Annotated in this window: 23 protein-coding genes and 1 pseudogene; 12 read left to right on the top strand and 12 right to left on the bottom strand. The window is 42.5% G+C overall.

Features of this window, described 5'->3' with window-relative positions:
* Positions 1 to 35: 35 nt before the first annotated feature.
* The 3 genes from NYE49_RS03170 to NYE49_RS03160 all read right to left on the bottom strand — a co-directional run bounded on the left by NYE49_RS03170 (position 36) and on the right by NYE49_RS03160 (position 3,444).
* Positions 36 to 1,220 (bottom strand): glycosyltransferase, encoded by a 1,185-nt coding sequence (locus tag NYE49_RS03170; RefSeq protein WP_123374420.1) that lies wholly within the window; start codon positions 1,218 to 1,220, stop codon positions 36 to 38.
* 160 nt (positions 1,221 to 1,380) lie between these two features.
* Positions 1,381 to 2,643, bottom strand: coding sequence for a glycoside hydrolase family 18 protein (locus NYE49_RS03165; protein ID WP_047182165.1), 1,263 nt, complete (start codon positions 2,641 to 2,643; stop codon positions 1,381 to 1,383).
* Between the two features lie 126 nt (positions 2,644 to 2,769).
* On the bottom strand, positions 2,770 to 3,444 hold the full coding sequence (locus NYE49_RS03160) for a GntR family transcriptional regulator (protein ID WP_047182164.1): 675 nt from the start codon (positions 3,442 to 3,444) through the stop codon (positions 2,770 to 2,772).
* A 248-nt stretch (positions 3,445 to 3,692) separates the two neighbouring features.
* Here NYE49_RS03160 and NYE49_RS03155 point away from each other — a divergent pair, with 248 nt between their 5' ends.
* Positions 3,693 to 4,430 (top strand): sulfite exporter TauE/SafE family protein, encoded by a 738-nt coding sequence (locus tag NYE49_RS03155; RefSeq protein WP_015482876.1) that lies wholly within the window; start codon positions 3,693 to 3,695, stop codon positions 4,428 to 4,430.
* Positions 4,431 to 4,466: 36 nt separating this feature from the next.
* Here NYE49_RS03155 and NYE49_RS03150 read toward each other — a convergent pair whose 3' ends face one another.
* Positions 4,467 to 5,675 (bottom strand): MFS transporter, encoded by a 1,209-nt coding sequence (locus tag NYE49_RS03150; RefSeq protein ID WP_342410914.1) that lies wholly within the window; start codon positions 5,673 to 5,675, stop codon positions 4,467 to 4,469.
* A 208-nt stretch (positions 5,676 to 5,883) separates the two neighbouring features.
* Between NYE49_RS03150 and NYE49_RS03145 the strand changes: the two genes are divergently transcribed.
* Positions 5,884 to 6,378: a MarR family transcriptional regulator gene (locus NYE49_RS03145; protein ID WP_072557150.1), complete on the top strand. Its 495-nt coding sequence runs from the start codon at positions 5,884 to 5,886 to the stop codon at positions 6,376 to 6,378.
* 15 nt (positions 6,379 to 6,393) lie between these two features.
* Positions 6,394 to 7,023: a nitroreductase family protein gene (locus NYE49_RS03140; RefSeq protein WP_003234135.1), complete on the top strand. Its 630-nt coding sequence runs from the start codon at positions 6,394 to 6,396 to the stop codon at positions 7,021 to 7,023.
* A gap of 147 nt (positions 7,024 to 7,170) precedes the next feature.
* On the opposite strand, the gene NYE49_RS03135 is transcribed toward NYE49_RS03140, so the two are convergent.
* Positions 7,171 to 9,828: an MMPL family transporter gene (locus NYE49_RS03135; protein WP_047182163.1), complete on the bottom strand. Its 2,658-nt coding sequence runs from the start codon at positions 9,826 to 9,828 to the stop codon at positions 7,171 to 7,173.
* The gene (locus NYE49_RS03130; RefSeq protein WP_015252707.1) at positions 9,825 to 10,283 is read right to left on the bottom strand and encodes a MarR family transcriptional regulator; all 459 of its coding nucleotides are present in this window, start codon (positions 10,281 to 10,283) and stop codon (positions 9,825 to 9,827) included. The genes NYE49_RS03135 and NYE49_RS03130 overlap by 4 nt, the downstream gene beginning before the upstream one ends.
* A gap of 168 nt (positions 10,284 to 10,451) precedes the next feature.
* Between NYE49_RS03130 and dinB the strand changes: the two genes are divergently transcribed.
* The 3 genes from dinB (at position 10,452) to vmlR (ending at position 14,469) form a co-directional block, all read left to right on the top strand.
* The gene (gene dinB, locus NYE49_RS03125; protein WP_047182162.1) at positions 10,452 to 10,970 is read left to right on the top strand and encodes a damage-inducible protein DinB; all 519 of its coding nucleotides are present in this window, start codon (positions 10,452 to 10,454) and stop codon (positions 10,968 to 10,970) included.
* A 171-nt stretch (positions 10,971 to 11,141) separates the two neighbouring features.
* Positions 11,142 to 12,518 carry an amino acid permease gene (locus NYE49_RS03120; protein ID WP_014475969.1) on the top strand — a complete coding sequence of 459 codons (1,377 nt, stop codon included), beginning with the start codon at positions 11,142 to 11,144 and terminating at the stop codon, positions 12,516 to 12,518.
* Between the two features lie 322 nt (positions 12,519 to 12,840).
* Positions 12,841 to 14,469: an ABC-F type ribosomal protection protein VmlR gene (gene vmlR / locus NYE49_RS03115; RefSeq protein ID WP_047182161.1), complete on the top strand. Its 1,629-nt coding sequence runs from the start codon at positions 12,841 to 12,843 to the stop codon at positions 14,467 to 14,469.
* 40 nt (positions 14,470 to 14,509) lie between these two features.
* Here vmlR and NYE49_RS03110 read toward each other — a convergent pair whose 3' ends face one another.
* Both NYE49_RS03110 and NYE49_RS03105 read right to left on the bottom strand, forming a co-directional pair.
* The gene (locus tag NYE49_RS03110; RefSeq protein WP_047182160.1) at positions 14,510 to 15,076 is read right to left on the bottom strand and encodes a TetR/AcrR family transcriptional regulator; all 567 of its coding nucleotides are present in this window, start codon (positions 15,074 to 15,076) and stop codon (positions 14,510 to 14,512) included.
* Between the two features lie 18 nt (positions 15,077 to 15,094).
* A complete protein-coding gene (locus NYE49_RS03105) occupies positions 15,095 to 16,276 on the bottom strand; it encodes an MFS transporter (protein ID WP_047182159.1) in 1,182 nt (393 codons plus the stop codon).
* 484 nt (positions 16,277 to 16,760) lie between these two features.
* On the opposite strand from NYE49_RS03105, the gene NYE49_RS03100 reads away from it, so the two are divergent.
* Positions 16,761 to 17,090: an HIT domain-containing protein gene (locus NYE49_RS03100; protein WP_174616607.1), complete on the top strand. Its 330-nt coding sequence runs from the start codon at positions 16,761 to 16,763 to the stop codon at positions 17,088 to 17,090.
* Positions 17,091 to 17,100: 10 nt separating this feature from the next.
* On the opposite strand, the gene NYE49_RS03095 is transcribed toward NYE49_RS03100, so the two are convergent.
* The 3 genes from NYE49_RS03095 to NYE49_RS03085 all read right to left on the bottom strand — a co-directional run bounded on the left by NYE49_RS03095 (position 17,101) and on the right by NYE49_RS03085 (position 18,677).
* The gene (locus NYE49_RS03095) at positions 17,101 to 17,574 is read right to left on the bottom strand and encodes a GNAT family N-acetyltransferase (protein ID WP_015382892.1); all 474 of its coding nucleotides are present in this window, start codon (positions 17,572 to 17,574) and stop codon (positions 17,101 to 17,103) included.
* Between the two features lie 162 nt (positions 17,575 to 17,736).
* Positions 17,737 to 18,081, bottom strand: a complete 345-nt coding sequence (locus NYE49_RS03090; RefSeq protein WP_015482872.1) for a DoxX family protein — start codon at positions 18,079 to 18,081, stop codon at positions 17,737 to 17,739.
* Positions 18,078 to 18,677, bottom strand: a complete 600-nt coding sequence (locus NYE49_RS03085) for a TetR/AcrR family transcriptional regulator (RefSeq protein ID WP_047182158.1) — start codon at positions 18,675 to 18,677, stop codon at positions 18,078 to 18,080. The genes NYE49_RS03090 and NYE49_RS03085 overlap by 4 nt, the downstream gene beginning before the upstream one ends.
* A 354-nt stretch (positions 18,678 to 19,031) precedes the next feature.
* Between NYE49_RS03085 and NYE49_RS03080 the strand changes: the two genes are divergently transcribed.
* Genes NYE49_RS03080 through cotP form a run of 3 tightly spaced genes read left to right on the top strand, consistent with a single transcriptional unit; the run spans position 19,032 to position 20,004 of the window.
* Positions 19,032 to 19,304 carry a spore germination protein gene (locus NYE49_RS03080; RefSeq protein ID WP_038827544.1) on the top strand — a complete coding sequence of 91 codons (273 nt, stop codon included), beginning with the start codon at positions 19,032 to 19,034 and terminating at the stop codon, positions 19,302 to 19,304.
* A gap of 13 nt (positions 19,305 to 19,317) precedes the next feature.
* On the top strand, positions 19,318 to 19,560 hold the full coding sequence (locus tag NYE49_RS03075; RefSeq protein WP_014475957.1) for a spore germination protein: 243 nt from the start codon (positions 19,318 to 19,320) through the stop codon (positions 19,558 to 19,560).
* A gap of 12 nt (positions 19,561 to 19,572) precedes the next feature.
* A complete protein-coding gene (cotP, locus tag NYE49_RS03070) occupies positions 19,573 to 20,004 on the top strand; it encodes a spore coat protein CotP (RefSeq protein WP_015482870.1) in 432 nt (143 codons plus the stop codon).
* Positions 20,005 to 20,018: 14 nt separating this feature from the next.
* Here cotP and NYE49_RS03065 read toward each other — a convergent pair.
* Positions 20,019 to 20,512: pseudogene (locus tag NYE49_RS03065) on the bottom strand (DUF421 domain-containing protein); the annotation flags it as partial.
* Between the two features lie 203 nt (positions 20,513 to 20,715).
* Here NYE49_RS03065 and NYE49_RS03060 point away from each other — a divergent pair.
* Both NYE49_RS03060 and NYE49_RS03055 read left to right on the top strand, forming a co-directional pair.
* On the top strand, positions 20,716 to 21,300 hold the full coding sequence (locus NYE49_RS03060; protein ID WP_015382887.1) for a DUF421 domain-containing protein: 585 nt from the start codon (positions 20,716 to 20,718) through the stop codon (positions 21,298 to 21,300).
* A 123-nt stretch (positions 21,301 to 21,423) separates the two neighbouring features.
* On the top strand, positions 21,424 to 21,651 hold the full coding sequence (locus NYE49_RS03055) for a spore germination protein (RefSeq protein WP_015482869.1): 228 nt from the start codon (positions 21,424 to 21,426) through the stop codon (positions 21,649 to 21,651).
* Positions 21,652 to 21,680 lie beyond the last annotated feature (29 nt).

The raw sequence follows: 21,680 nt of genomic DNA, 5'->3' as shown, positions 1-21,680 counted from the left end.
TTTTTTCTTATTTCATGCGAAGGTATTTTTGCTGTTTATTTTCTCTGCTCTATAAATTGATCGATCCGCTCCATTGCCTCTTCCATATTCATGCAATCCTGAAAGCTTTGATTGATTTTTTGAATCCCTTCTATATATCGATCGTTATTCAACACTTCTTCCACTGCATGTTTTAATGACTGTGCGGTTACATGGTCTTTAGATACTGTATAACCGGCTTGTAATTCAGTCAGCCGCTGGGCCACCATTGGTTGGTCCTTATCGTGCGGCATTACAACTAACGGAACGTTAAAATGAATGCCTTCATTTACACTGTTCATTCCCCCGTGAGTGATGAAAACATCTGATTGTTCCAGCACTTCCAATTGAGGCACATACGAAGCAATGATAAAGTTCTCAGGCGCTTGCTTTAATTTTGTCAGATCAGCTTTTTCTCCCGCAGCTATCACGACCTTGCCCTTGACATCAGAAAATGCATCTATACATAAGTTGAAAAACTCTTCTGTTTCGTCTAGTACAGTCCCCATTGAAATATAAATGACCTTTTCACCTTTTAGCTGTTCTATCGGGAAATCTGTTTTTTCCGCTCTTTTTGGAAAGCTGGGACCGATAAACAGATATTCATCCCCGAAACGATCGCTTTCAGGCTGAAAATAACGGCTCGTATACACCACATTCAATTCCCCTTGATTGTTCATGAATTGAACCAGGTTTTTCGGAGCGACACCGTACGTTTCTTTCATTTTTGCCAAAAGATCTTCGCACTCTTGATCCAATTCAAGCGGCGCTCCAGACTCCGGATGCAGCGGCAGGATTTTCAGGTGCTCCTCGCCAAACAAGAAAGACGCCGATGAAGAGACCCCTGGAATATCTAAGTAATCCCTCACCAATTCCCCCGCGCCGAATTTATCATAATAAACAAAATCAAATTGAATGCTCTTAGATAAGTCTTTGACAATCTGTAAAATGTCCAATGACGTTTTGATATGGATTTTCAAGAAATCAAGAATGCCATTGGGCGAACCGACATGAATAGGTGTCGTTCGCAGCAGATCCCGGTGAAGATGGACCGTTGCTCCCGCTGCTTCTAATCGTTTTTTATATTTTTCAGTGGATATATAATGGACATCATATCCCTTATCGGAAAACGCTTTTGTAATGCCTAAGGTAGGATTCACATGGCCTTCCGCAGGAAAATTCAAAATCAATACTGTCTTCATGTAGACAACTCCCTCTCAAATCGTATTCTGACTCTTTGTTTGATCAGACTACTACTAATCGTAAAATGGGAACACAACCCATGCAAGGTACAAATGAATGAACTATTCTGCTGCTCTGGACTTAATCAAAAAAAAGACACCCAAACTCTGGTGTCTTTTTTTATACTTTTCTGATCGTAAAAAATTTCCGCAGAAGCCATGGGCCCGGTGTAAAGCCCAGCGTTAACTGCCAAGCGCCAATAGCCTGCAATCTGTATTCGCGGACGATCTGCATCTTCCGGCTCATGCTCCTGACATCCTCAAACCATACCTCATGCGTCCGCCCCTGCTGATCACTGTACCGGAAAAACGGTGATTGATATTCGGCTGAATATTGTATCGGGGCTTGGTACCTCATCGCTCTTTCGATTGCGTTTTGATTTGAAATCGCTGAAGCAACTGTGCCCGGCTGATACGGGATGATCCAGTCGTACCCGTAGAGCGGGACTCCGATAATGATTTTTCTGCTCGGCACCTGCGCAATCGTAAACTCAATGGTTCTCCTTATTTCAGTAATCGGCGCTACAGGACCCGGCTCACTTCCGGCATGATGCCAATCATAAGCCATGATAAACATATAATTAACAACCGCTCCTATTCCTCCGTAATCATAGCCTCTCAGCCAGGGGATATTATCGCTTGTTTTTGCCGGAACAGCTATCGTCAGCACATATCCTCCCGCCTGAAGGCGATCTCTCAGCTGACGCAAAAAACCAGTGAAAAGGTCACGATCCTCGGCGCTCACCTGTTCAAAATCGATTGTCACACCGCCATATCCCCTTGTGGAAACTAAGTAATAAATATTGTTGACCAGATTGGTTCTCGCTGTCGGGTTGTTCAGGACTTGGTGAACGAGTTCTGTACTGAATCCTGTTGATGTAAGGTTTGTTATGGTCGCAAGCGGCGTCACCCGTCTTTGCCAAGTTGTCTCGATAGCAGCCGCATCATTCAATTGGTTTGCAATGTCGCCGTTCGGTGCAATATGGTATTCGAAAATCGAAATTGAAGACGAGTATGGCGCATAATCATTGATCAGCTCCCGATCGAGGTCAGGATTTCGGAGCACGTAAAAACTTAATGTTCCCGCAATGTAATTTGAGATCGAAGGAATCGTTATTTTTGCTCCCGCTTGTAAAGCATTTGGGCTGATGCCCGGATTGGCGGCTCGCAGACGCTCTAATGGCACAAACGCTTTAGCTGCAATGGCGGTAAGCGTATCTCCCGGCTGGACTGTATATACATAAAGAGGGATAAGCAGAGCCTGCCCCGGCACGATATTCGTTTCATCTAAACCATTCACACCCCGTATTTGATCAACAGAAGCACCGTATCTTCTGCCTATCGAAAACAAAGAATCACCAGGCCCGACGATATGGATAAACATGTTTAACCCCCATTATTCGTTAGTCAAACCATCATAAAATCTTATTAACGGGGCCTCTTAGATATGTGGTGAATACATAAAAAAATACCAAGGGTTCTGCTCCCCCTTGGTACCGGATCATACAAATCAATTCTCTTTTCCTTCTTCAAGTACATGCTTCAAATGCTCACAGTCATGATTGAAATGAGCCAGCACATACTGTTTGGCTGCTTCTTTGTTTTTCTTTTTCACTTCTTCAAATATCTTGCGGTGTTCACTCAGGATCGTTTCTGCACGGTGGTCACCAGTATAATTAAGGATTCTGCAAAAGTGAATCAGATCATTTACATGCTCAAGCAAATTTTTCAAATGTCTGTTATGGCTGAAATCAACCAGCAGCTCATGAAATTTTTGGTTTAAACGAATGATTTCCGTATCTTCCGTGCCGTTGTGAATCGCTTTCTCTGTTTCTTCAAGCTGTTTTTCGAGTATGGTCAGCTCTTCTTCGTCCGCTTCGTCTATGACTAATTCGACTGCCAGCTGCTCCAGCGGAATTCTGATTTTATAAATCTCATCTACATCTTTTGCCGTTAATGACGTGATCGAAAATCCATTTCGGTCATCCGCTTTTAACAAACCATCTTTCTCAAGCAATCGCATGGCTTCCCTTATCGGAGAGCGGCTGACGCCAAAGCTTTTCGCCAGCTGTGTTTCGTTTATCCGTTCCCCAGGCTTAAAAGTCCCGTTGAAGATCATTTTTTTTAGCTGGTTATAAAATTGCAGGTAGTAGGGAGTCGGCTTATCTAATTTAAAATCGTCCATATATAATACCTCTTTTGAATATATTCAAGGGCTTTTCTTCATCAAAATCATATAACAGATGGTAATGGGAAGCAACAAACTGCCTTGTCAGATCCCAGAATTTGAGGTACGATATGTTTGCTGAACGACGGTCGACGGACTACTGGCAACTGAAAAAACGGCGTGTTTTTCTTCGTCAATAGGACACCATACCTCCGCCAGAATAGCGCACGATTACATTTTTACATCTTTTCAATGGAGGAAAAAATATGCTCATTATTCTTGTTATGTTTCTTCTAGGAATTATTTTAGGCTTTATTGGCGCCGGTGGAGCCGGCTTTGTCATTGCCCTTTTAACGCTTCTTTTCCATATCCCGATTCATACGGCGTTAGGCACTTCGCTTGCCGGCATGGCTTTTACAAGCTTATCAGGGGCATACAGCCACTATCGCGAGGGCAACATTCAAATGAAAATCGGCTTAATAGTCGGAGGCTTTGCTGCGGTTGGCTCATTTTTCGGCGCCAAGCTGACATCTTTTATTCCGGCTGATTTGCTTCATTATTTGACGGCTGGAATGTTATTTTTATCAGCAATTCTCATTTTAATCAGATTATTTATTTTAAAAGAGAAGGCTCAAGTGAATCAAAGCACTCTTTCAACGTATACGAGAGCGGTCATCTTAGGAATTGTAGCCGGCGTTCTTTCCGGCACATTCGGCATCGGGTCGGCACCTTTTATTCAAATCGGTTTAATGATTATGCTGAATCTGTCCATTCGCCATTCTGTCGGAACGACGATGCTTGTGATCATCCCTCTGGCTGTAGGTGGAGGCATCGGATATATCACAGAAGGTTTTGTTGATTATGTATTGCTGATCAAAGTTCTGGTCGGGACAATGTGCGGTGCCTATGTAGGCGCAAAATTCACCAACCTTATGCCAAAGGTGGTTTTGAAATCAGCCATCTTTTTGACTCCGGCGATTGCAGGCCTGCTGTTATTATTCTAAATAAAACAAAAAACCTGACGTCATGTCAGGTTTTTTTTATGAATTCTGCCCTACTCGTTCTTTCGTTAATCCAAAAAACGCCAGTGAGCCGATGACAGCTGTTACAAACATGATGGCTCCCATCGGAACGGCTGTTGTCTCATTAATGCCTACAAGCGGTGACACGATTGAACCGAGGAGCAGCGGGAGCATTCCAAGCAGCGCACTTGCACTTCCGGCGCGGTGCCCCTGCTTTTCCATGGCCAAGGTAAACGTGCTGGTCAGAACCATGCCGATCGTAATCATGTAAATGAAAATGGATATGACTAATGTAGCAAGAGGACCGTGAATCATGGTCATGGTTAATAGCACAGCCGTCGCAATCACAGCCGTAATGACCGCTATACGAAGAAGGCTTTTTTCATGAATGATTCCGCCAAAGCGTCCGATGATAAAGCTGCCCGATATAATCGCCAGCCCGTTAATGCCAAAAAGAATACTAAATACCTGCGGAGACACCCCGTAGATGTCCTGGTATACAAAAGGCGTACCAGACACATATGCAAAGCTTCCCCCGTGAATAAATCCGACAGTTAACGCGTACCCCATAAAGGATCGATCCTTCAGCAGGCTGCCCATCGTTTTGACGGATGTTCCGATTGAGCTTGGAATCCGTTTTTCCGGCGGAAGCGTTTCTTTTAACCTCAATGCAATCAGAAGAACGAGTAAAAATCCGATGATCATGAGGACGTGAAAAATTGTATGCCACGTTGCGAACGGCAAAAGCAAAATGGCACCGCCTGTCATAGGCGCAACCATTGGCGCCACCGCGGTAATGACCATTAACAGCGAGAAAAATTTAGAAAGCTCTCTTCCGGTAAACACATCGCGGACGATTGCGCGAGACAGCACAAGCCCTGCAGAAGCAGTGAAGCCCTGTAAAAAACGCGCAGCCACTAAAGTTGTTATATTGGGCGACAGTGCACAAAACAGAGAAGATAACGCAAATAAAAAAATACAGATTAATAGCGGTTTTCGTCTTCCCTGCGCATCGCTGACCGGCCCGACAATCAGCTGGCCGATCGTAAGCCCGACCAGACAGGCTGTTAAACTTAACTGAACAAGTGAAGCACTTGCTGATAAATCTTCCGCGATTTCAGGAAAACTTGGCAAATACATATCTATATTAAGCGGGCCCAATATAGCAAGCATGCCGAGCAGAAACGCTAGTGCCAAGCGTTCTTTTCTAGTTGGATTGTGCAGCATGTTATCAAACCTTCCCTTCAACCTAGTCCCTTATATAATGGATGTCAGCTCCAACAATGGATTGAAGCCGTGAAACATTTGTATATTGTATCATAACTTTCAGCCTGTGAAAGCCGCTTGAGCACGGGCTCGGCAAAGTGATATTCCTCTGGGAGGTTTTTCGAAGATGCAAATGGCTTGCAAGATGAAATCATTCGTTGTATATTAATTGACGTGTCAATCATTGATATATCAATTAATAGTTTTGACAGGAAAGAAGGGATGGGTTTTGGCGTCATTTTGTTCAGAGGAAGCCGAGATTTTATATCAGCTGCAAGGCGTGAACAAGGTGATTGGCGTGAAGTTCGAGGCATGCACGGGCATCAGCCAATCTCGTTTGGAATTGCTGACATTGCTTTATCATGCAGATGAGATCAGTCAAAGCGACCTTCAAAAGAAAGTAAATATCGATAGCGCAGCCGTTACCAGACACCTGAAACAGCTGGAAGCCAAAGGCATGGTATCAAGGCGGCGCAAGCCTGAGGACAACCGCATCACCCTTGTTCGGTTAACAGACCAAGGAAGAGAGCGAATTGAGTCTTCTAAGAAGGAAAAGGAGCGTTTCATGAAGGAAATGCTCGCAAATGTAAGCGCAGAAGAACGCCGCCTGCTCATTGATGTGCTGGCGCGCATGCGAAACAATATAGATAATATCGAAGCTTAAGAGGAGTGTATCAACATGATCAAAACAAACGATTTTATGGAAATTATGAAAGGCCGCCGTTCTATCCGCAACTATGATCCGGCAGTAAAAATCAGCAAAGAAGAAATGACAGAGATCTTAGAGGAAGCAACAACTGCCCCATCTTCTGTTAACGCGCAGCCATGGCGTTTTCTTGTCATTGACAGCCCGGAAGGAAAAGAAAAACTCGCACCGCTTGCAAGCTTTAACCAAACACAGGTCACAACATCATCTGCTGTCATCGCTGTATTTGCAGACATGAATAATGCAGACTACTTAGAAGAAATCTATTCAAAAGCTGTGGAACTCGGTTACATGCCGCAGGAGGTCAAAGACAGACAAATCGCCGCGCTGACCGCACATTTTGAAAAGCTTCCGGCACAGGTCAACCGTGAAACGATCCTGATTGACGGAGGTCTTGTTTCCATGCAGCTGATGCTGACTGCACGCGCGCATGGCTACGATACAAACCCGATCGGCGGATACGATAAAGAAAACATCGCGGAAACCTTCGGATTAGATAAAGAACGTTATGTACCGGTTATGCTACTTTCTATCGGAAAAGCTGCAGATGAAGGCTATGCTTCCTACCGTCTGCCGATTGATACAATTGCAGAATGGAAATAAAAACAAAGAGCCCAGGAATGTTTTCCGGGCTCTTTGTTTTTAAGTACAGCCGCCGTTTGATCGTCTGACCTTTTTCGGGTAACACGTCTGAAGTTAGTCGTTTAGTCATGAAAAAAGAGTGATGACCATTCATCACTCTTCTCTCAATTATTCTTTTCCTTTCTTCCTGCCGAACGGCCACCAGTTTCCTTCTCCAAAGGTCGCAATGATTGCCGGAATGAAGAGCGGAAGTATGACAAGGCCGTAAAGCAAGAGTCCGATGATGATAACACTTGCCACCTGCATCAGTGTATTGACGCCTGAAGGCATCATCGCCGCGAACGTACCGGCCAATATAATGGCAGCTGTAATAATGACAGATCCCATTTTGCTCATTGACCTGACGACACCTTGCTGAATGCCAAGGTGCACCTCTTCCTTAAATCGATCAAGCAAGAAGATTGAATAATCTACCCCTAACGCGATCAAGATGACAAAGCTGAAGAATGGTACTGCCCAGCTGACGCCGGCGTTTCCTAAGCCGTTTACAAAAATTAATTCTGTTATGGATATCGACGTATAGTACGTCAGCAGCAGTGACGCGAGCATATAAATCGGCATGATCATGGAGCGGAACAAAATGGTTAACACGATAAACAGGCCTATAATCATGATCACCATTGTTCTGGAGAAGTCCGTTGTGGACAGCTCTTTTAAGTCCGCATTCATACTCGTGACCCCGCCGTATACGATCTGTGCATCCTCCAAAGGAGTGCCGTCAACTTCGTTTGCGACAGCTTTTTTAATTTGGTTTATTGTCGTAATAGCTTGTTCTGAGTAAGGATTTGAATCCAGAACGACACTTAATTGAACACCTTTTCCGTCCGCAAAGGAATACTGGTCAATTGACTTCTTAAAGTCTTTGTCCTTCATTACTTGATCAGGAATGAATATGCCTGTATCTCTTACAGTTGGACTTTTGCTCATGTCCTCTAACATATCACTGGAAGCTGTAATACCGTCAGAGACTTTCGTCAGGCCATCATTTGCGCTTTTCACGCCTTCGGACAGCTTCTTCAGGCTTTCTGTCAGCGTTCCGGCTTGTGCCTGCTGGCCTGAGAGCTGCTGGTTCGCTTGTTCAAGGCCGGTTTGAATCTGGCCAAGCTGTCCGCTGATTGCCGTAAGCTGCTGCACGGTCTGTGCGGTATTGCCGGTTTGGGAAATCTGTTTGCTCATGAGCTGCAGCTGCTGATTGATTTTGCCCAAGCCATCTGCCGCATCGCCCAGTGAACCGCCAGACTCTCCATTTGAGGCCGAGCCGGTTTGCCCTGCCATTTGATTCAGTCCGTTTTCTATATCCGTTAATCCGCTTTGGACATCGGCAATCCCTTTTACCGTCTTATCCAGCCCGTCTGAAACCGATCCTAGCTGGTTATCAATATATAAATCTTTGATTTTTTTACCAGTCGGCTGCGTAATAGTCATAACAGAGTCAACATGATCAACTTTCTCGATCGCTTTGCTGATATTTCCTAGATAAGGGATTGTATCAGCTGTTGTAAGATCTTTGTCTCCTTTTACGACAACATTGATCGGGAACGCTTTTCCTTCCCCGAATCCATCCTTAATGGCCTCGAGAGCTTTTATAGATTTATAATCGCTGCTGATTTCCGCAGTTGAGTCGAATGAAATCTGGTCATCATAGGTCAAGATGAACGGAAGCGTGATAATGACCGTGATGACTATAAACAGAAACGGACGAGCGACGGAATGCCTGCCGAGAAACGCCCATAATTTGTTATCACTGTGCGACAGCACTTTCTTAGAAGGCCAGAATAATTTTTCACCCAGCGTCACCATAAATAATGGCAGCAGTGTGTAGAGGATGATCATTAAAATTCCCACACCGACTGCTACCCCTACTGCGGATTGGAAAATCGCAAACTTCGCAAATCCTAAGGCGGAAAATCCGATCAATACCGCAAATCCGCTGATAAATAAGGTTTTTCCCCCTGTGCGGTAAGCGATAAGCGCCGCTTCTTTTTTATCATGCCCGTTTGCCAATTCTTCACGGAATCGTGTAAGAAGCAGTATGCAGTAATCTGTTCCAATGCCGAACATGATCGCAACTAAGAAGGTTTGCGTGAACGTCGAGATAGGAAAATCAACATTGTATACAAGGATGCCCAGTATGGATTGACTGATCAGATAAGAAAAACCGACAACCACAATCGGAATAAAAGGCGTCACAACAGATCGGAACACGATCAACAGTAAACCGATTATCAGGCAGACTGTGATCACTTCCGTTTTCTTAAGCCCTTCCTCTGAGCTGTGAGCGAAATCCTGGTTGATAAGGGAAGCTCCCGTAATATATGCCGTCAAATCATCAGGAACGATTTGATAAATCTCGTCCGCAATTTTTTCCGCCTTTTTATCAGAACCTGTAATCGTGACAGGCATGAGAACGGTTTTCTTGTCTTTCGACATCAACTGGTCTTTGACTTCTTTTTCCGCTGACAGAGGAGATGTTACATCTTCTACACCGTCGATCTTTTTGATTTTATCGATCATGGCGCGGAGCTGGTCCTCTGTTTCTTTCTTTAAAGCGTGGTCTAATGTAAAGACAACACTGATCGAATTATTGTCTTCTCCCGCTTGTTTTAAAATGGCGTTTGCCCTTTCTGAAACAGCATCAGCGGGAAGCTGGGCCTGCCCCTTTTGATTGGCCAGCTCCGTTAAGTTCGGAGAAAACAAACTCAAAACGACGGTTAGTGCTAATACTATGGCTGCAATTGCCCACTTGAATTTGATGATTGCTCTCATTCGGCAGAATCTCCTCCTTTAAATTTACTTTTTAAAATGGTGAATATCTCGATGATGGAATGTAAGTGTTCCTCATCTATATCATCGATCAGCGGTTTGAGCGCATTAAAGATGGCAGAATCTAATTCTTCTAGTATGTGTTCACCGCTCGGTGTAATGTTAATAAGCTTAGAGCGCCTATCACTTTTTGCCGGACAGTCGTCCCATTGAACCAATCCCTTTTCGAGCAGCTTTTTCAGTCTGTTAGAGATCGCGCTCTTATGTACATTTTGGTACATGGCCAGGCTGCCGGGAGAGGTTGGGCCCTTGACTTTTAAAATTTTCAACAGGTCTGCCTGTTCCCTTGAGATATGCTTGAAGACATCCTGATTGATTTCACGATGCACAAATTCTGTCCCTTCAAGCAGGACTTCCACAAACAGGTTTATCGCCTGACATAGCTTTTGTTCATTCAATATCTTCCCCTCCTCATTATAGTTTACCCCGCTAAACTTTATGTTCAATGTCAATTAGTTTATTCCCCTAAACCATATATGTCAACAGATTTTATTCACGAGCACTCTACATAAGAACCCATGTTCGTGTATAATGGAAGATATACACACGAAAGGGGGAATTTTAACATGTCAGATTTGGCATACAAATTGTATGAATATAACGTCTGGGCCAATCAACAAATATTCAACCGATTAAAAGAGCTTCCAAAAGAGGTATACCATCAAGAAATTCAAAGTGTGTTTCCGTCAATATCCCATGTATTGTCTCATGTTTATCTTTCTGATCTCGGCTGGATTGAAGTGTTTTCCGGCAAAACCTTGAGCGATGCGTTGGCTTTAGCTGAACAGCTTAAAGAACAGACAGAGGCAAAAGAAATAGAGGAAATGGAAGACCTTTTTCTGAGGTTATCCGAGCGCTTTACACTATTTTTACAGCAAAAAGAACAGCTCAATAAGCCACTCCAGATTCAAAATCCCTCAAGCGGCATCATGAAAACAACTGTTTCCGAACTGATTCCCCACGTTGTCAATCACGGGACATACCACCGCGGCAATATCACAGCAATGCTGCGGCAGGCAGGCTACGCATCCGCACCGACAGATTACGGGCTCTACCTGTTTATGAAAAAAACTGAAAAAGCATAAGAAAGCGGCTCCCTAAATGGAGCCGCTTTTTTCGGGAAATAGTCCAAATCACATTAAAATTCTTTTCATCAATCCTTTTTTAGTAAAAAAGATAGAAATTTTAGTGTTATAATAATCATTAAAAATAGATTGCTGACTCAATAAACAATTTTCAATGGAGGAACACATAAAGTGACAGACGACATGACGAAAGACAATATAAATCAGCAAACGTTGCAGAGAGGCTTGAAAAACAGGCATATCCAGCTCATCGCCATCGGCGGAGCCATTGGGACAGGCTTATTTCTCGGCTCAGGCAAATCGATTCATTTTGCCGGACCGTCGATTTTATTTGCTTATATGATCACAGGGATCATTTGCTTTTTAATTATGAGATCGCTGGGTGAACTGCTGTTATCAAACTTGAACTATCACTCTTTTGTGGATTTTGTACAAGACTACCTAGGCGATATGGCAGCATTTATCACCGGCTGGACATATTGGTTCTGCTGGATTTCCATTGCGATGGCTGATCTGACAGCAGTCGGGCTCTACACTCAATATTGGCTCCCGGGTGTGCCGCAATGGGTGCCTGGCTTAATCGCTCTTATTATTTTACTGATTATGAATCTGGCGACAGTCAAGCTTTTTGGAGAATTAGAATTTTGGTTTGCTTTGATTAAAGTCATTGCCATTTTGGCGTTAATCGTCATTGGCCTTGTGATGATTTTCAAAGGCTTTTCCACAAGCTCAGGAGTGTCCAGCTTCACAAATCTCTGGAGCCACGGAGGCCTGTTCCCGAATGGCATGCACGGGTTTATCCTCTCGTTCCAGATGGTTGTGTTTGCTTTTGTCGGCATTGAGCTTGTCGGGCTTACGGCCGGTGAAACAGAAAACCCTGAAAAAGTAATCCCTAAGGCGATCAACAATATTCCTGTCCGTGTGCTGCTTTTTTATATCGGGGCTCTTCTCGTGATTATGAGCATCTATCCTTGGGATGTCATCAATCCCAGCGAAAGCCCATTCGTACAAGTATTTGTTGCGGTTGGCATCGTCGGGGCTGCAAGTATTATCAACTTTGTTGTGTTGACATCCGCTGCTTCAGCATGCAACAGCGCTGTATTCAGTACAAGCCGTATGGTCTATTCCCTGGCGAAAGATCACAATGCGCCTGAGTCAATGGCGAAACTGACTCAGCGTAAAGTGCCTAGAAATGCTTTATTCTTTTCGGCTATCGTGATTTTAATCGGTGTTACGTTAAACTACATCATGCCAGAAGGCGTATTCACCCTGATCACAAGTATTTCAACCGTATGCTTTATCTATATTTGGGGGATTACGGTCATCTGCCATATGAAATACCGCAAAACAAGACCTGAATTAGCGAAAACAAACAAGTTTAAGCTTCCGCTTTATCCGTTTACAAATTACCTGATTCTTGCGTTCCTGGCGTTTGTTCTGGTTGTGCTGGCACTGGCACAGGATACTCGTGTTTCCTTATTTGTCACACCTGTGTGGTTTATTTTGCTGATTGTGATTTATAAAGTGAGAAAAGCTAAGCATCAATAAGACTCGAAACTCCTGCCTCAAAAATGAGTGCAGGAGTTTTTTTGATGAAAATGACCTTTGCTTTTGAATTTGAAGGTATGCTATAGTATTTGTAATCAAACAAGAAGGGATGATGGGTGGACAATGATTAACTAATCTTATTTTTACCGTTTGAAATCAATATTTCAAATCAGAAAAAATAGGATTAGTCTGCCCATTTTCTATATATACGACATTGCTATTTATAAATAAATAGCTTATTTGATCATGCAACGGCGCGGCTAATCCTTCCAACACATTTTGGGAGGATTTTTTTATTCTCCCTTTAAAGCGAGGGATATGGATGAAAGAGATCGTAACATTAACAAATGTCAGCTATGAAGTGAAGGATCTGACTGTTTTTAAAAACATAAAAGCCAGTGTTCAGCAAGGAGATATCATTGGGATTATCGGCAAAAACGGTGCTGGGAAATCTACGCTGCTGCACCTCATTCACAATGACTTAGCCCCTGCACAGGGACAAATCCTTCGGCAGGATATAAAAATGACGATGGTTGAACAGGAAACCGCGGCGTATTCCTTTGCGGATCAGACACCTGCCGAAAAGAAATTATTGGAGAAATGGCGTGTGCCCGTCCGTGATTTCCAACAGTTAAGCGGCGGTGAAAAACTGAAAGCGCGGCTGGCGAAAGGACTATCAGAGGATGCAGATCTGCTGCTGTTAGATGAACCGACAAACCACCTTGATGAAAAAAGCTTGCGATTTCTCATTCAACAGCTGAAAAGTTATAGAGGCACTGTAATTCTTATTTCTCATGATCGTTATTTTTTAGACGAAGCCGCAACAAAAATATGGTCGCTTGAGGATCAGACGCTGATTGAATTCAAAGGGAATTACTCCGGGTATATGAAGTTCCGGGAAAAGAAAAGACTCACCCAGCAGCGTGAATATGAAAAGCAGCAAAAAATGGTTGAACGGATTGAAGCACAAATGAATGAGCTCGCTTCTTGGTCGGAAAAAGCCCACGCCCAATCGACGAAAAAGGAAGGGTTTAAAGAATATCACAGGGTAAAAGCGAAGCGTACGGATGCCCAGATAAAATCCAAGCAGAAGCGGCTTGAAAAAGAGCTGGAAAAAGCAAAGGCGGAACCCGTTACCCCAGAATATACAGTCCGCTTTTCAATCGATACAACCCACAAAACAGGAAAACGTTTTTTAGAAGTTCAGAATGTAACAAAAGCGTTTGGAGAAAGGACCCTCTTTAAAAACGCAAACTTTACAATTCAGCACGGCGAAAAGGTTGCGATCATAGGACCCAATGGCAGCGGAAAAACAACATTATTGAAAATCATTCTGGGACAGGAAACGGCTGAGGGAAGCGTATGGGTATCGCCGTCTGCAAATATCGGCTATTTAACGCAAGAGGTGTTTGATTTGCCTTTAGAACAAACACCGGAAGAGTTATTTGATCATGAAACATACAAAGCAAGAGGGCACGTTCAAAGTCTGATGAGGCACTTAGGTTTTACAGCTGCCCAATGGACTGAACCGATCAAGCATATGAGTATGGGTGAGCGTGTAAAGATCAAGCTGATGGCATATATGCTGGAGGAAAAAGACGTGCTGATTTTAGATGAGCCGACAAACCATCTCGACCTGCCTTCACGCGAACAGCTGGAAGAAACACTGTCACAATACAGCGGCACATTGCTGGCGGTTTCACATGACCGATACTTTCTCGAAAAAACAACAAACAGTAAACTCATCATCTCAAACAACGGCATCGAAAAGCAGTTAAACGACGCTCCTTCAGAAAGAAATGAGCGGGAGGAGCTTCGATTAAAGCTTGAGACAGAAAGACAAGAAGTGCTGGGCAAGCTCAGTTTTATGACGCCAAATGATAAAGGGTACAAGGAGCTTGATCAGGCTTTCAATGAGCTTACGAAACGAATGAAAGAGCTGGATCAATAGCGTGTAGGGGATACCAAGGGCTGTTCGCCCTTGGTATTTTTCAAGCTTTTGCCTTCAGCCCTCGCCAAAAAATATCGAAGGAAATCTCTAAAGACCGCTCAAATGATTGTTTATTCTCATAAACCAGCTGAATGTTCAGCCCGTCAAAAAGAGTGATGAAGGCTATCGCACACTTCTCGGGCGGACAGGTGATGACCGATTCTTTAAAAACAAGTGCAACCCGGCTTTTCAAAGCATGCAGAAACATCAAGTACTGGGCTGAAATAAAATCACTTACTTCAGCAGGAGCCTTAAACGACATCGCCTGCAAAAAGGCTACATTAGGCATAGCATGAAAGCGCACCTGTGTTTCTTTTAAAAAATCATATATAAGATTCTTGGCTGGCATATGCTTTCGTGATTCAAAAAAATCATTGATAAACGCTACTTCTTCTTCAACAATCTCGGGGTATACTTCCATCAGCAGATCCTTTTTTGACGAGAAATGGTAGGACAGAGATTGTTTCCGAATTCCTAATTCTTTTGCAATATGCGCCATTTTGACTCCCTCGTAGCCAAGTTCATTAAATTGGCGAACGGCTGTGCGTTTTATATTCTCACGGGTCACTGTTCTGCCCTCCCAAAATTATTTCATCCGTTTTCTCTTGGAACAGATAAATAAAATATATAATAAAAGAAACAACAGGTACACCAAAATAGAAGCGATATAAAGCTCCCGATAAGAATAAATCGTTGCCACCACACCTAATAACAATGATCCTCCGCCAATTCCCATATCAAAAAAATTAAAGAATGTCCCCATAGCATCCTCATGTTCATGCTCTTCTACAAGATTGATACACCATGTCTGGATAGCCGGAAATATTGAGCCGAACCCAAATCCGTAACATATCGCCGCAGTAAAAAACATTGCATTGGTTTGGGCAATATATAATATTGAAAGGCCTGCTATTGAGAATATTGATGCGGGGATAAGGATGGCTGCCGCTCCGAATCGGTCAAATATTTTCCCGGAGATAAGACGTATAAAAAAACTGGCTGCTGCAATCAGAAAGAAAAACATTCCGACACTTCGGAAACCCTTTTCGATCGCATAGAGCGCAAAGAAGGACATAATCCCAGATGCAGCAATGCCGACTAAAAAAATTAGAAACGAAGGAAACAGCACACGTCTTTCTAACACCTTTATCTTTATCCTTCCCTTTTCACCCGTGTCTTTTGCTTCAGGCCGCCTCCGCACAAGTGCAGCCATAAGCACTGCCAGTAAAAGAATGGACATCCCGCCTAGAAAAAGCCTCTCAAAATCATAAAGCTCCAGTGCTGAGATACCAATCATAGGCCCAACCGAAACAGCAATCGTTTCGCCTACCCCAAAATAGCCAATCCCCTCGCCTCGGCGCTCCTTCGGAATAATTTCCGCGGCAATCGTGGCAAAATAAGTAGTTGCTAATCCAAAACCGGCACCATGTATTAAGCGAATGAGCAATAGGACGCTCACATCTGACGCCAAATAATATGCACCGGTTGAGCAGGCACTGATAACAATTCCAAATATAAGTAAATATTTTTTATTAAATCGTTTTGCCAAAACCCCTGCAAAAGGACGTATGGCAATGGCAGATATCATAAAAATACCTGTAACCAATCCGACTTGCTTTGCCCCTCCTCCGATAGCAGTTACAAACAATGGCAATGTCGGCAATAACATTTCAAACACCATAAATAAAAAGGCATTTGAAAGTGTGACAAAAATAAATGATAAGGACCACATTTTTGCAGTATGTATTTTTTCCGCCTGTAACTCCATGAGCTTCTTCTCCTTTTCTGTTGATCGATTTAATTGGTTACACTCACTTTATCTGACTATAGTCAGATTGTAAACTGGAAATCCACGAAAAAATTATGATAACCATTTATTTTTAAATGTTTTCACTCAAAAAAACTGACAATAGTCAGACTTCCAAATGAAAGAAAATAAGTTTGATTCGATCGTTATAGGCGAGAAGCTCCGTAAAATGTTGACGATTTCAATAATAATGCACATAAAAAAAGAACAACACACGTTGTCCTTGTTTATATCTTAAAGTACCCTGTCACCACTTCCAGATAGGCATTTCCATACTGGAGGAAAGGATCAGAGCCTGCTGCCGTCATAGGACACCATTTTGTTTTCAAACATCAAAACGAACTGAAAATGATAAAAAGTGTTCCCCTAAATCAAATGCAAAAGAAGGGAAATAACGGAAGACAGTAGAAGGATAAACCCAACAAACAAAATGAAGATGGATCATATGACTGAAAACTTTTACTGTGATGAGGTATTTAGCGGCAAAACGAAAGTGAATAAGGTAATAGAGACGGATAACATATTGGCTTACTATCATACAAAGCCTTTTTATCCGGTTCATATTGTAGCTGTTTCCAAGAGACATATCTCTTCGTTAATCACCTTGGAAGAGTCCGATCATGACTTACTTCTTGAATTAATGAGTGTCATTCAAGAAGTCGCTTCCATGGTGACGGACGAAAAAGGCGCATGCCGTGTAATCACCAACTTAGGAGCTTACCAGGACTCTAAACATTTACATTGGCATATTGTGTTTGGAGAACCGCTTAAGTAAGCGTCTGGGGTCAGCACAGCTGTTTCCGCATACGTATATTGGTCATGGCATAACCCATCTTCTGATAAAGATAGACGGCTGTCTCGTTGTGTGCAAATACATGTAGAGCCAGCCTTTCCGCACCAAGCTCTCTTGCTCTTTCATCAAGCGTTTGAAGCGCCAATTGAGCAAGTCCTTTTCCGCGAAAGGCTTCATACAATCCAAAGGAATAGATAAACGCTTCCTTTTGCGGATGAAATGGATCAGCATACAGCCAGAGCCAGCCCATTCTTTCCCCTTGGTCATTTGTGATGTTCCAAAAATAATGATTGCTGCTGTCTCGCCCATTCGGAATCATGTTCTCATATGCTTGCTCCGATTTCTCAAATGCCTCTTTTTCCGTCCAAGTTCCTGACGTTATGTTTTGTTTCGCATAATTTTGCACGGACATCCCGCGAAAGGCTTCGAACTCTTCCTCAGTCATGTCTTCCAAAGTTAATGCCATCCTGTATTCCTCCTTTATAAAAAAAGCCCAGCTGATGCCGGACGAATAACGCAGAAATGGAGCTCTATTTTACTGATTCAGTTAATTCCTGGACTTTCTATTATTCGATAAGAAAAGGAGATTTCCTGCAAATGGGCTTGTTCTTAAACATTAGTGAAAAGCTTACGTGTAACTCCCCATGATGATCATGATAGAAACAATCAAACAGATCATCGCTGGTATCGCCATGATGACCGATTGTCTTGCTCGAAACATATGCGCATGAATTGCTCCCGCCATGAGAACGACAAACAGAACACCTGCTCCAATCGCTGCATACCGATTCCAAATTCCCGCGGTCATAGCAAGTGCCCCGGCTATTTCAAGAATGCCAGTAACAGTCAGAAACCATAATGGATATTGATAATGCCGCCAATGCTCAACTTGAAAGGGAACGCGGCTTACCTTTATGATGCCTCCCGCAAGCATAAAAACTGTCAAACTGACTTTCATAATAATAGATATCATCTTACGTCATTCCCTTTCGGAAGCATCCCGTATATTAAAAGATTCACAACCTCTGCTGCGAGGCTTGCCGGATCTTTGATTCCGGTTAACAAAAATGAATCGGTTAAATGTTCAATCATGCCGACCAAACACTCAGCGACAGTTTCCATATCCAGTTCAGAGTGAAAATAGCCAAGCCGCTGTTCTGCTTCTAAATTCTCTTTCAAAACCATCGCCAAGTCTTTTTTCATTTGTTTTGCTTCCGGGTTGAGAAAAAAGCCGATCTTGGTTACATCCTTGTCCTCAGCCAAAAATTGAAAAACAGTCTCTACAGCTAGCAGTACCCGTTTTGACACATCCTCCGTGTTTAATCCGTTTTCCAGAAGAAGTGACTCTGTCAGCTTTTTGACTCGAGAGTGAAAATCGGTGATTAACTCGGCAAAGATGGCTTCTTTGCTTTGAAAGTACAGGTAAAATGAAGGCTGTGTGAACCCAGCTTTTTTCACAATTTCACTTACCTTCGCGTCATGGAATCCCCGAATCGAAAATTCATTAGCGGCAGCTTTGAGTAACCGTTTCCGGCTTTCTTCTCCTTTACGTCCTTTTTTACTTTTCAACGAGGACCACCCCCAAAAATAATACTCGCAAGTAATATTACTCACGAGTATTATTTCATGGCATTAACTTCATTGTCAATGATTTCAAACTGATCCTGTTTGCCAGCTTCCTTTATTAAAGGGTCTCATGTATTTCGAATAACTGAATCAATTCATTGATTCCTATATCAATGGCTTTTCATTCACTGATAAGTATTTGCCAATAGATTGAAATTCAGGCTGTGACAAACTTTATTCTTTTTTTCTAACGAGCATCACTCCGGGGCCAGATAGAGTTTTGCCCGCAAATGCAAGGAACAATTGGGTGCAGCGGCGCATAATGTACTGTACAGAATGATGGAAGGGTGTGATGGGATGCCGTCTACAATAATCAACCTATATTATTTAAAGATCAACAGTATTTCGGGCAATGGTTCAATTACAATAGGTGAAGCCGCGCATAACAGCCATACCGCAAATAATAAATCCCAAGGGATCAACTCCTCTTTCGGTGATACATCACCTGCAGAATCAATCATGGAAAACTTCTTAAATGATCCTGATGTCAACGACCAGACAGAACTCGGAAACTCTGATAATACCACTATGAATGCTCCTCAGCTTCCAGTACCACCAATTTTAGATTAAAAGGAGTTTCGCTATGCCATACCAAATTAACATCGCAAATATTAAGGTGAACGGCGTCACACAAAACGGAAATATTGATGTCGGTCCAACCGTACACAACAGCCATACAGCGAACAGCAAATACTTTGGGGCAAACTTTTCTCTAGGGGATTTTTCGCCTTCTTCTTCTCTTTTAAATACCGGGAACCTCGATACTGATATCAGTGATCAAGACCAAATTGGAAACCCTTCTGCACCGATTTCAAACCAAATTTAAGGAGGATCCTAGATGGATCTCGAAAAAATGAGAAAGTGGCTTGAGATTACAAATGAATATAAGCAAAATGACTTTTGGACAAATGTGCTCAAGTATAAAGCCCCGGAACAATTTTTTAATACCAACACCTATACTCTCGTTTACGACTTTTATCAAGATGAAGAATATAATTTTATCATTGTGGAAATGCCCGGTTTGTATGAGGAAGAATTAACGATCCGCTTACTATCTAAAACCCAGCTGCTGATCAAAGGAACGATCACGCCGGTTTTTCCAGCCGAAATGGAGGTGCAGCGTGAACGGTATTACGGCGAAATTGAGCGGACGATTCAGCTTCCTGAAGCTACTGAATTTCATTTATTACAGTTTCAGATGTTAAACGGGCTTCTGCACATTTCGTACCCAAGACAAGTTGAAACCATTGCGTTCAATAAGGGGCTTTAAGATTGATTGTTCCTTCATTCCTTATCCATAGGGGCTGATATATGGTCTTTATATTGATCCACATAAATATCCCCATTACCCAGCAGCACTGCGTACACGGTCTCTTTCACCTTTATGTCTCTTTTTCGCAATTCTTCCAAAAGCCAGGATTCCGTCAAACGATTCTGCTTTAAATTATTCTCAATGATTTCTCCGTCCATAATAAGCTCTATCGGAAGCCTGTGTTCTTGGTTTACCGCAATCATTAAATCCTGTTTGGTCACATGCCGGAATTGCGGTTTTCTTAACACAGTCAGCTGACCATTCGTTTCAAGAATGGCAAAAAGTACTTCTTCGATATTAAATATTTCTTTTTCCCGTAATTGCTGATTAAAATAATCAAGTGTGTAACGCATTTTCCTCATATTTGATTCAAGTATCTTCCCGTTTTGAATCAGCACTGTAGGATCTTCAGCAAAAAATTTCCTCAGCTTCCTGTTCTTTATCGACAGAACGAAATAAGAAAAATGGCGTTCCCCGCCTCCCAGATTGTTTTGGCCAAAAAACTCCTGCTGCTATCATTATTTGGCTTAATATATCCATCTATACCAAAAATATCGTTTGGTTTAGGACAGAATGAACCAACTGCCTTTCGGATATATTAAATTGCGATTGGCCGATAGAAAAGCCAATCCCATGACAAATCTAATTCATCATTGGTCAGGTGGTAGCATGAATTTCACTTGGGAATCTCTTGTTCTCATTGTAGCCGGAGTCATTTTGCTGAGAATTTCAGGAATGAAATCAATCGCACAAATGACTTCAACTCAAACGGTTGTCATGATTTCAATCGGAACTATTATCGTGCAGCCAATCATCAAGTACAGCCTTTTCAAAACATTAATTGCGGCGGCAATTTTCACAATAACACTCATCGTTATAGAATGGATCCAAATGAGATCGAACTTCATTGAAAAGATGTTGACCGGAAAAGCAAAAGTTGTTATTGAAAACGGACAGCTTCATATCGAAAACTTAAAGAAGATGAGACTTACAGTTGATCAACTTGAAATGCATCTAAGGCTTCACGGCGTTACGGCTATACAAGATGTCAAAATTGCGACATTAGAGGCAAACGGGCAATTAGGAATAGAATTAACTGATGACGCCAAACCCTTAACTGTCAGGGATCTGAAAAAACTCATTCACCCGGATTTCATAAATAAGGACGGACAAGCCCATTTGTCTAGCAATCAGAATATTTTTGATGAAATTGGTAAAAAGAATAAAAAAAACATCCCTAAAAAACTGCATTAACAGGCACTTGTGGAATTTTGCAGGTTTTTGTCTCTCGTTGAATGTTTTTGCCGTTTTGTTTAAGCAATTGCTGCTCACACACCATATTGTATAAACAGTCATAACAGAGAGGAGAGATGAAAGATGAAATTCCCAGTATATATTCATTCGATATCCGGAAACAGCATTTTTAATAACGGTTTTGCATTCTCCATCAGCCCTTTCTCTGTTTCTAAAGAGACAGATGGTTCCGGAGGGAATAATACAGGTTTGGTTTTTGAATCCAATGCTTTAAGCCAAACAAGCTCCGCCAATCAAGCCCTACATGTTACAAATGCGGTCCAAGAACTGCTTTCCAAGCTTTTAGCGTAAACATAAGAAATGAACACTTCATGAGGTGC

This window comes from Bacillus sp. FSL L8-0358 (assembly GCF_038593095.1).
Classification (GTDB): domain Bacteria; phylum Bacillota; class Bacilli; order Bacillales; family Bacillaceae; genus Bacillus; species Bacillus subtilis.
This window is presented reverse-complemented; position numbering and strand designations above follow the sequence as displayed.